At 76.3% G+C, this 11,851-nt stretch carries 1 protein-coding gene; it reads left to right on the forward strand.

Annotated elements, in window-relative coordinates:
* The first annotated feature begins 55 nt into the window (after positions 1-55).
* Positions 56-11,815 (forward strand): type I polyketide synthase, encoded by an 11,760-nt coding sequence (locus SCAB_RS40125; protein ID WP_013005779.1) that lies wholly within the window; start codon positions 56-58, stop codon positions 11,813-11,815.
* Positions 11,816-11,851 lie beyond the last annotated feature (36 nt).

Raw genomic sequence — 11,851 nt, forward strand, 5'->3', positions numbered from 1 at the left:
CGGCTCCCCACGCCCGGCCCCTCCCGCACGAAGGCTCCGAAGGTGACGGTGCACAGTGACTGACGGCACACTCAACGACGACAAGCTCCGCGACTACCTCAAGCGGGTGGCGGCCGACCTGCACCGCACCCGGCGCCGGCTGCAGGAGGTGGAGGCCCGGCAGCAGGAGCCCGTGGCCATCGTCGGCATGGGCTGCCGCTACCCGGGCGGCGTCGTGTCCCCCGAGGAGCTGTGGCAGCTCGTCGCCTCCGGCACCGACGCCGTCGCCGGCTTCCCCGCCGACCGCGGCTGGGACCTCGCCGCCCTGCACGACCCCGGCCGGGAGCGCCCCGGCACGACCTACGCCGCCGAGGGCGGATTCCTCGCCGACGCCGCCGACTTCGACCCCGGCTTCTTCGGTATCTCGCCCCGCGAGGCGCTCGCCATGGACCCGCAGCAGCGGCTGCTGCTGGAGACCACCTGGGAGGCCTTCGAACGGGCGGGCCTCGACCCGGGCGGGCTGCGCGGCAGCGACACCGGGGTCTTCGTCGGCGTGATGTACCAGGACTACGGACTACGGCTGCGCCAGGTCCCGGACGACATCCAGGGGTACATCGGCAACGGCAACTCCGACAGCGTCGCCTCCGGCCGCCTCTCCTACACCTTCGGCCTGGAGGGCCCGGCGGTGACGGTGGACACGGCCTGCTCGTCCTCCCTCGTCGCCCTGCACCTGGCCGCCCAGGCCCTGCGCCGGCGGGAGTGCGGGCTGGCGCTGGCCGGCGGCGCCATGATCATGTCGACACCGGTGCCGTTCGTCGAGATGAGCCGGCAGGGCGGGCTCGCCGCCGACGGCCGATGCAAGTCCTTCGCCGCCGGTGCCGACGGCACCGGCTGGGGCGAGGGCGTCGGCATGCTCCTGCTGGAGCGGTTGTCCGACGCCCGCCGCAACGGTCACCCCGTGCTCGCCCTGGTCCGCGGCACCGCCGTCAACCAGGACGGCGCGAGCAGCCGCCTGACCGCCCCCAACGGGCCCGCCCAGCAGCGGGTCATCCGACGGGCGCTCGCCGACGCCGGGCTCACCCCCGCCGACGTCGACGTGGTCGAGGCGCACGGCACCGGTACGCCCCTCGGCGACCCCATCGAGGCACAGGCCCTGCTGGCCACGTACGGGCAGGACCGGCCCGCCGACCGGCCCCTGCTGCTCGGCTCGCTGAAGTCGAACATGGGCCACACCCAGGCCGCGGCGGGCGTCGGCGGTGTCATCAAGATGGTGATGGCGATGAGCCGGGGCGTCGTGCCGCCCACCCTGCACGTCGAGCGGCCCACCCCCACGGTCGACTGGTCGTCGGGCGCGGTGGAACTGGTCACCGAGGCGGTGCCCTGGCCGGAGACCGGCGCACCGCGCCGGGCGTCCGTGTCGTCCTTCGGGATCAGTGGCACCAACGGACACGTCGTCCTCGAACAGGCCGGACCCGAGCCCGAGTCTGCCCCCGCTCCGGGAACCGGGCCCGGCACCACCGACGAGCCCGACACCACCGACGAGCCCGGCCTTCCGGCCGCCCTCCCCTGGCCCGTCTCCGCCCGCAGCCGCGAGGCCCTGCGTGCCCAGGCCCGCCGCCTCGCCGCCCACCTCGACACGCACCCCGGACAGCGGCCCCTCGACATCGGCCACGCCCTGGCCACCACCCGGGCCGCCCTCGAACACCGTGCCGTCGTGGTCGCCGCCGACGAGGAGGGCTTCCTGCGCGGCCTGCGGGCCCTGGCCGAGGACACCCCCGAGTCCGGGCTGCTCCGCGGGACCGGCGTCCCCGGGGCCGACACCGCGTTCGTCTTTCCCGGCCAGGGCTCGCAGTGGACCGGCATGGCAGCCGAACTCCTCGACACCGCCCCCGTCTTCGCGGAGCGGATCGCCGACTGCGCACGCGCACTGGCCCCCCACACCGACTGGTCCCTGACCGACGTACTGCGCGACGCCCCCGGCACCCCGCCGCTGGACCGCGTCGACGTGGTCCAGCCCGCGCTGTGGGCCGTGATGGTGTCGCTGGCCGCGCTGTGGCGGTCGTACGGTGTCGAGCCGTCCGCGGTCGCCGGGCACAGCCAGGGCGAGATCGCCGCCGCCGTGGTCGCCGGGGCGCTGTCCCTGGAGGACGGGGCCAAGGTCGTCGCGCTGCGCAGCCGGGCCATCGTCGCGCTCGCCGGGGCCGGCGGCATGGCGTCCGTACCGCTGCCGGTCGACGAGGTCCGCGCCCTGCTGGCCGACGGGGACGGCCGGCTGTCCGTCGCCGCCGTCAACGGGCCCGCCTCCGTGGTCGTCTCCGGCGACCGGGCGGCGCTGGACGACCTGATCGACCGGCTCACCGCCCGCGACCTCAGAGTCCGGCGGATCCCCGTCGACTACGCCTCGCACAGCGCCCACGTCGAGCGTATCCACGACGAACTGCTCCGGCTGCTGGCCGACATCACCCCCCGCCCCTCCGACATCCCCTTCTACTCCACCGTCACCGGCGAGCCGCTCGACACCACCGGCCTCGACGCCGGCTACTGGTACCGCAACCTGCGCCGGACCGTCGAGTTCGAACAGACCACCCGCGCCCTGCTGGCCGCCGGCCATCAGGTCCTCGTCGAGGTCAGCCCCCACCCGGTGCTCACCGTCCCGATGGAGGAGACCGCCCGGGCGGCCGGGGCCGACCGTGCCGATGGTGCCGTGGTCACCGGCACGCTGCGCCGCGACGACGGCGGCCGGGCGAGGTTCCTCGCCGCCGTCGGCGAGCTGTACGTCCACGGCGTACGCGTCGACTGGCGGGCCGCCTACGCCGGTTGGCGCACCCGCCCGGCCGACCTGCCGACCTACGCCTTCCAGCGCCGCCGGTACTGGCTGGAGGACTCCGCCGCGCCGCAGGGCGACATGGCCTCGGCCGGGCTCGCCGCCGCCGACCACCCGCTGCTCGGCGCGGTCGTCGCCCTCGCCGACGGGGACGGACTGCTCCTCACCGGCCGACTCTCCACCCGCACCCACCCCTGGCTCGCCGACCACGCCGTCCGTGACGCCGCCCTGCTGCCCGGCACCGCCTTCCTGGAACTCGCGGTCCGCGCGGGCGACCAGGTCGGCTGCGGCCAGGTCGAGGAACTCACCCTGGAGGCCCCGCTCGTCCTGCCCCCGGAGGGCGGCGTCGCCGTACAACTCGCCGTCGGCGCCCCGGACCGGGACGGGCGCCGCCCGCTGAGCCTCCACGCCCGCCCGGACGGCAGTGACGACGTGCCGTGGACGTGCCACGCCCGGGGGCTGCTGGCTCCCGCCACCGAGGAGGCGGCCCCGGACGATCCCGCGGTGTGGCCGCCGGCCGGCGCGGTCCCCGTGGAACTGGACGGGCTGTACGAGCGCTTCGCGCAGGGCGGCTTCGCGTACGGGCCGGCGTTCCAGGGGCTGCGTGCGGCGTGGCGGCTGGGGGAGGAGGTGTACGCGGAGGCGAGCCTTCCGTCCGAACAGCAGGCCGAGGCCGCACGGTTCGGGCTGCATCCCGCGCTCCTCGACGGCGCCCTGCACGCGACCGGCCTCGGTGAGGCCGCCGAGGGCCGGATGCCGTTCGTCTGGACCGGGGCCGTCCTCCACGCGCAGGGCGCGACCGGTCTGCGGATGCGCATCACCCCCGCCGGTCCCGACACGGTGACACTGCGCGCGCTCGACCAGGCCGGACGGCCCGTCCTGACCGTGACGGGCCTGGCCCTGCGGCCGGTCGGCGCCGGTAGTTTCACCACTCCGGCCGCCGGACGCCACCACGACTCCCTGTTCCGCCTCGACTGGACGCCGGTCCGCCCGGTGCCCGGCCCCACGACGCCGTCATGGGCGGTCCTCGGCCCCACCGAGGACACCCCGGGAGCCGCCCGCCACGCGGACCTCGCCGCGCTCCGCGACGCCGACGGGCCCCTGCCGGAGTTCGTCCTCGCCGACCTCGGTGCGGCCCCGGACGACCGGGCCGACGGGCTCGCCGACACCACCCGCACCGCGGTGCACGACGCCCTCGCCCTCGTCCAGGACTGGCTCGCCGACGACCGGTTCACCGGGACACGGCTCGTCCTCGTCACCCGGGGCGCGATCGCCGCCCGGCCCGGCGAGGACGTACCGAACCTCGCGCACAGCGCCGTGTGGGGGCTCGTGCGCTCCGCGCAGACCGAGCACCCGGACCGCCTCCACCTCGTCGACCTCGACCCGGACGCCGGCCTGCCGGCCGCCCTCGCCGCCGTGCTCACCGCCACCGGCGAGACGCAGTTCGCGGTGCGCGGCTCCGAGACCTTCGTACCCAGGCTGGCCAGGATCCCCGTACAGGACGACGACGCGGCCCCGCCCCTGGACCCCGACGGCACCGTCCTGATCACCGGCGGCACCGGCCTGCTCGGCGCCCGCGTCGCCCGTCACCTCGTCACCGGACACGGCGTACGGCACCTGTTGCTGACCAGTCGCAGCGGCCCGGATGCCCCCGGTGCGGACGGACTGCGGGACGAACTGGCCGCGCTCGGCGCGGAGGTGAGCGTTGTCGCCTGCGACGCGGCCGACGCGGAGCGGCTCGCCGAGGTCCTGGCCGGCGTACGGCATCCGCTGACGGCCGTCGTCCACGCCGCCGGAGTGCTCGACGACGGCGTGGTCTCCTCGCTCACCCCCGAGCGGGTCGACGCCGTCCTGCGGCCCAAGACCGACGCGGCACTCAACCTGCACCGGCTCACCGCCGGCCTGGACCTCGCGGCGTTCGTGCTCTTCTCCTCCGCCGCCGGTACCTTCGGCGGCCCCGGACAGGGCAACTACGCCGCCGCCAACGCCTTCCTGGACGCCCTGGCCCACCACCGCCGGGCCCAGGGCCTGGCCGGGCGGTCCGTCGCCTGGACGCTGTGGGAGCGGCGCAGCGCCATGACCGGGCACCTCGGCGACGACGAGGTCCGCCGTATCGCCCGCTCGGGCCTGCCGCCCCTGACCGACGCGCAGGGCCTCGCCCTCCTCGACTCCGCGCTCACCGTCGACGAACCGCTGCTGGTGGCCCTCAGGCTGGACACGGCCGCGCTGCGCGCCCGCGCCGAGAGCGAACCCGTACCCCGTCTGCTGCACGGCGTGGTCCGGCTGCCCGCCCGCCGCCAGGCCGCCCCGGCCTCCGCCGCCGCCGAGGACCGGAGCCCGCTGGCGGAGCGGCTCGCCGCCCTGGACGCCCCCGGCCGCCGCCGTGAACTCCTCGACCTGGTCCGGGGCCAGGTCGCCGCCGTACTCGGCCACCCGTCGCCCGAGGCCGTCGAGGCGGGCCGCGCCTTCCGGGACCTCGGCTTCGACTCGCTGGCCGCCGTCGACCTCCGCAACCGCCTCGGCAACGCCACCGGACTGCGGCTGCCCGCCACCCTCGTCTTCGACCACCCGACCCCCGAGGTCCTCGCGGCCCACCTCGGCGGTGAACTGCTCGGCGCGGACACCGGCCGCGTGCCGACCGCCGTCCCGGCCGCCGGCGGCGGGGGAGCGGCGACCGACGAGGACCCGATCGCCGTCGTCGCCACGGGCTGCCGCTACCCCGGCGGTGTCCGCTCGCCCGAGGACCTGTGGAACCTGGTCTCCTCCGGCACCGACGGCATCGCCGCCTTCCCGGCCGACCGCGGCTGGGACCTGGACGCCCTCTACGACCCCGACAGCGAACGCCACGGCACCTCGTACGCACGGGAAGGCGGCTTCCTGTACGACGCGGCGGAGTTCGACGCGGGCTTCTTCGGCATCTCGCCCCGCGAGGCCCTCGCGATGGACCCGCAGCAGCGGCTCCTGCTGGAGACCTCCTGGGAGACGCTGGAGCGCGCGGGCATCGACCCGGCGACGCTGCGCTCCACCGCGACCGGCGTCTTCGTCGGCGTCATGCACCAGGACTACGCGGCCCGGCTCCTGCCCCACATCCCCGAGGAGGTCGAGGGCTTCCTCGGCGCCGGCAACTCGGGCAGTGTCGTCTCCGGCCGCGTCGCCTACGTCCTGGGCCTGGAGGGCCCGGCGGTGACCGTCGACACCGCGTGCTCGTCCTCGCTGGTCGCCCTGCACCTCGCGACCCGGGCGCTGCGCTCCGGTGAATGCTCCCTCGCCCTCGCCGGCGGTGTCACCGTCATGTCCAGCCCCGAACTGTTCGTCGAGTTCAGCCGCCAGCGCGGTCTGGCCTCCGACGGCCGCTCCAAACCCTTCGCCGCGGCCGCCGACGGTGTCGGCTTCGGCGAGGGCGTGGGCATGGTGCTGCTGGAGCGGTTGTCCGACGCCCGCCGCAACGGCCACCGGGTGCTGGCCCTCGTGCGGGGCAGCGCGGTCAACCAGGACGGCGCCAGCAACGGGCTCACCGCGCCCAACGGTCCCTCGCAGCAGCGCGTGATCCGCGCGGCGCTCGCCGACGCCCGGCTCTCACCCGGTGACGTGGACGTCGTCGAGGCGCACGGCACCGGGACCCGGCTCGGGGACCCGATCGAGGCGCAGGCGGTGCTGGCCACCTACGGCCAGGACCGTGAAGAGCCGCTGTGGCTGGGGTCGTTGAAGTCGAACATCGGACACACCTCGGCGGCCGCCGGCGTGGGCGGTGTCATCAAGATGGTGGAGGCGATGCGCCACGGGGTGCTGCCCCGGACACTGCATGTGGACGCGCCGACCCCGCAGGTCGACTGGTCCGCCGGCGCGGTGGAACTGCTGACCGAGGAGCGCTCCTGGCCCGACGGCCCCGGCCGGCCCCGACGCGCCGGAGTCTCCTCCTTCGGCATGAGCGGCACCAACGCCCACCTGGTGCTGGAGCACGTCGACGAGGACGTCGCGGAGCCCGCACCCCCCGAGGGACCCGCCGTGCCCTGGGTCCTCTCCGGCCACACCCCCGAAGCACTGCGTGCCCAGGCCGAACGGCTCGCCGATCACGCCGACGCCCACCCCGGGCACGGCGCCGCCGCCATCGGCCTGGCCCTCGCCACCACCCGCACCCGGCACGACCACCGGGCCGTCCTCGTCGGCGACCGCGGGCAACTGACCGCCGGACTGCGGGCCCTGGCGGCCGACGCACCCCTCGCCACCGTGGCCCGGGGCACCGCCACCGCCGTCGGGCGCACCGTGTTCGTCTTCCCCGGCCAGGGCGCCCAGTGGACCGGCATGGCACTGGACCTGCTCGACTCCTCGCCGGTCTTCGCCGCCCGCATGGCCGCCTGCGAACGCGCCCTCGCTCCGCACGTCGACTGGTCCCTGACCGGGGTCCTCGCCTCCGCCACGGACCTGGAGCGGGTGGACGTGGTCCAGCCCGCGCTCTGGGCCGTCATGGTGTCGCTGGCCGAGACCTGGCGGTCCTGCGGTGTCGAACCGGACGCCGTACTCGGCCACAGCCAGGGCGAGATCGCGGCGGCGGTCGTCGCCGGGGCGCTCACCCTGGAGGACGGCGCCAAGGTCGTCGCCCTGCGCAGCAGGCTGCTGCGCGCCGTCGCCGGGCACGGCGGCATGGCCTCGGTGGCGCTGCCCGCCGACCGCACCCGCGAGCTGCTCGCCGGCTGGGGCGAGAGGATCTCGGTCGCGGCCGTGAACGGCCCGCGCTCCACCGTGGTCGCCGGCGAGACCGCGGCCCTGGCCGAACTCGTCGCCTCCTGCGAGAAGGACGGCGTACGCGCCCGCCGCATCGAGGTCGACTACGCGTCCCACTCCGCCGGGATGGACCCCCTGCGCGCCGAACTGCTCGACGTCCTCGCCGACATCACCCCCGCCACGGCAGGCACCCGGATGTTCTCCACCCTGGAGGCCGACTGGGTCGAGGGGCCCGAACTCACCGCCGACTACTGGTTCCGCAACCTGCGGGGCACGGTCGAGTTCGAGCCCGCCGTACGGGCCCTGACCGGCGCCGGATTCACCACCTTCGTCGAGTCGAGCCCGCACCCCGTGCTCGCCCCGGCCGTCCAGGAGGTGCTGGAGGACTCCGCCGTCACGGGTGTGGTCGTCGGCTCGCTGCGCCGCGACGACGGAGGCCGGGACCGGCTGCTGCTGTCGCTGGGCGAGGCCCACGTCCAGGGCGTGCCCGTCGACTGGCCCGCGGCCCTGGGCCGTGTCCGCACGAGCGGGCCGGTGGACCTGCCGACCTACGCCTTCCAGCGCACCCGCTACTGGCTCGACGCCCCCGTCCGCACCGGAGACGTGGCCGCCGCCGGGCTGGGCGCCACGGATCACCCGCTGCTGGGCGCCTGCGTCGATCTGGCCGACACCGGGGAACGGCTCCTCACCGGGCGGCTGTCCTCCAGGACCCACCCGTGGCTGGCCGACCACGTCGTCTCCGGGACGAACCTGCTCCCCGGCACCGCCTTCCTGGAACTCGCCCTGCGCGCCGCCGACGAGGCCGGCAGCGCCCTCGTCGACGAACTGACGCTGCAGGCCCCGCTGATCCTCCCCGAGCGGGACGCCGTCCACGTCCAGCTGCGCCTCGGCCCGCCCGACGACCGCGGCAGGCGAACCCTCGGCCTGTACTCCCGCCCCGAGACCGACCCCGGCGCGGACTGGACCCCGCATGCCACCGGCACCCTCGCCCCCGGCGACGGCGCCGCCGGCCCGTCCGCGCCCGCCACCTGGCCGCCGGCCGGCACCGAGCCGGTCGACCTGGACGGCGTCTACGACCGTTTCGCCGAGGCCGGCTACCGCTACGGCCCCGCCTTCCAGGGGCTGCGTGCCGCCTGGCGCGACGGCACCGACGTCTACGCCGAGGTCGCGCTCGAACGGCAGTCGGACAGCGGCGGTTACCTCGTCCACCCGGCCCTGCTGGACGGCGCCCTCCAGGCGTCGGCCCTCCTCGGCGACCGGCCCGGCCCCGCCCGGCTGCCCTTCTCCTGGAACGGTGTCACCGCCCACGCCGCCGGGGCCGCCGCACTGCGCGTCCGGATCGGCCCGGCCGGGCCCGACGCCGTGAGCCTGGACGCCTGGGACCCGACCGGGCAGCCGGTGCTGTCCGCCGAGTCGCTGGTGCTGCGCCCGCTCTCCCCGGACCTGCTGGCGGCGGCCGTGGCGGGCCGGGACGGCCTGTACCGCCTGGACTGGACACCGGCCCCCGGCGCCGGGGCCACCGCCCCGCTCACCGGCTGGACGGACCTCGACGACACCGGCTCCGGCGCGCAGCCCACGGCGGTCGTCTGGACCTGCCCCACCGCCACCGGCGCCGACGAGGCCGCCCGCGTCCGGGACACCGCGACCGCCACCCTCGCCGTCGTCCAGCGGTGGCCGTCCGACCCCCGCTCCGGCGACGCCCCCCTCGTGGTCGTCACCCGCCACGCGGTCGCGACCGGGCCCGGCGGACACCTCGCCGACCCGGCACAGGCCGCCGCCTGGGGACTGGTCCGGGCCGCCCAGACCGAACACCCGGACCGCTTCGTCCTGCTGGACCTGGACGACACCGCCGACTCGGCGGACGCCCTGCCCCGCCTGCTCGGTCTGGCCCTCGCCACGCGGGAACCACAGCTGGCCGCCCGCGGGGGGAACCCGCTCGTACCCCGGCTGGCCCGGGCAGGGCGCCCCGGCACCCTGACACCGCCGGCCGGCGAAGCGGTCTGGCGGCTGGACACCACCGGTGAGGGCAGCCTCGACGCCCTCGCGCTCGTACCGTCCCCCGAGGCGGGTGCCCCCCTGGCCCCCGGCGAGGTCCGGGTGGCCGTCCGGGCCGCCGGCCTCAACTTCCGGGACATCGCGGTCTGCCTCGGCCTCGCCCCCGACCAGCGGATCCTCGGCAGCGAAGGGGCGGGCACCGTCCTGGAGACCGGCCCCGGCGTGACCGATCTCGCCCCCGGCGACCGCGTGTTCGGGGTCTTCGGCGGCGCCTTCGGCCCCGTCGCGGTCGCCGACCGGCGCACCCTCGCCCCGATCCCGCCCGGCTGGTCCTGTGCCCAGGCCGCCACCGTGCCCATCGCCTTCCTCACCGCCCACTACGGCCTGTTCGACCTCGGCGGCCTGAAAGCGGGGGAGACGGTCGTGGTGCACTCCGCGGCCGGCGGTGTCGGCATGGCCGCCGTCCAGCTCGCCCGGCACGCCGGGGCCGAGGTGTACGGCACCGCGAGCCCCGGCAAGTGGGACGTCCTGCGCGGCCTCGGCCTCGACGACGCCCACATCGCCTCCTCCCGCACCCTCGACTTCGCCGACCGCTTCCTCGACGCGACCGGCGGACGCGGCGTCGACGTCGTACTGGACTGCCTGGCACGGGAGTTCGTGGACGCCTCCCTGCGGCTGCTGCCGCGCGGCGGGCGCTTCCTGGAGATGGGCAAGACCGACATCCGCGACGCCGACACCGTGGCCGCCGCCCACCCCGGGGTCCGCTACCGGGCGTACGACCTGGCGGAGGCGGGCCCGGAGCGGATCGCGCGGACGCTCGATCTGATCCTCGACCTGTTCCGGCAGGGCGCCCTCACCCCGCTGCCGCTCACCTGCTGGGACGTGCGGCGGGCCCCCGAGGCGTTCCGGTACGTCGGCCAGGCCCGGCACACCGGCAAGAACGTGCTGCTGCCGCCCGCCGCCCCGAACCCCGACGGCACCGCCCTGATCACCGGCGGCACCGGCACCCTCGGCCGCCTGGTGGCCCGTCACCTCGTCGCCGAACACGGGATACGGCACCTGCTGTTGACCGGCCGCAGCGGCCCCGACGCCCCCGGCGTGGCCGAGCTGTGCGACGAACTGGCCGCGCTCGGCGCCGAGGTGAGCGTCGTCGCCTGCGACGCCGCCGACCGCGACCGGCTCACCGAGGTCCTGGCCGGCATACCGGCGCAGCACCCGCTGACGTTCGTGGTGCACGCCGCCGGTGTGCTCGACGACGCCGTGGTCTCCTCCCTCACCACCGAGCAGCTGGAGCGCGTACTGCGCCCGAAGACGGACGCGGCGGTGAACCTGGACGAGCTGACCCGGGTCCACGACCTCGCCGCCTTCGTCCTGTTCTCCTCCGCCGCGGCCCTGCTCGGCGGTGGCGGACAGGCCAACTACGCGGCCGCCAACGCCGCGTTGGACGCGCTCGCCGCACGCCGCCGCGCCGAGGGCCTGCCGGGCCTCTCCATCGGCTGGGGCATGTGGGAGGAACGCAGCGGCATGACCGGCCACCTCGGCGACGTGGACCTGCGGCGCATGAGCCGCAGCGGCGTCACCCCCCTGACCTCCGAGGAAGGGCTGGCCCTGTTCGACGCGGCCCTCCGCTCCGAGGACGCCTATCTGCTGGCCGCGCGACTGGACACCGGCGCGCTGCGCGCCGGCGGTGGGCAGGACGTACCGGCGCTGCTCGGCGGAATGGTCCGGGCACCGCGCCGACGGGCCGCCGCGGTGAACGGCGACGGCGGCGGCCGGGCCGCGGGCCTCGCGGACCGCCTCGCCGGGCTGTCCGAGGCGGACGCCCACACCGCGCTGCTGGACCTGGTGCGCGGCCACGCGGCGGCCGTCCTCGGCCACCCCTCGCCCGAACTGGTCCAGCCCACCCGGGCGTTCAAGGAACTCGGCTTCGACTCCCTCACCGGCGTCGAGCTGCGCAACCGGCTGTCGTCCGCGACCGGCGTCCGGCTGCCGGCGGGCATGGTCTTCGACCATCCCACCCCCGACGTACTGGCCCGCCACCTCGTGACCGCCACCGGCCGGCCGGCCCCGGCCAGGGCGTCCGCGCCGCTCGCCGAGCTGGACCGGTTCGCGGAACTGGTCGCCGGCCTCGCGCCGGACGCCCCCGACCGCGACCGGCTCTCCCAGCGGCTGCGCGAGGTGCTGGCCCGCCTCGAAGCCACCGCACCCGCAGGACAGGTCACCGCGGACCACATCGAGTCCGCCTCGCACGACGAGATCTTCGACCTCATCGACAACCAGCTGGGCATCTCGTGACGCCCCGGATCCACGTACAGCCGTTTCCAGGAGAAG

Origin of the sequence: Streptomyces scabiei 87.22 (assembly GCF_000091305.1) — a bacterium.
In the GTDB taxonomy this organism is placed as follows: Bacteria; Actinomycetota; Actinomycetes; order Streptomycetales; family Streptomycetaceae; genus Streptomyces; species Streptomyces scabiei.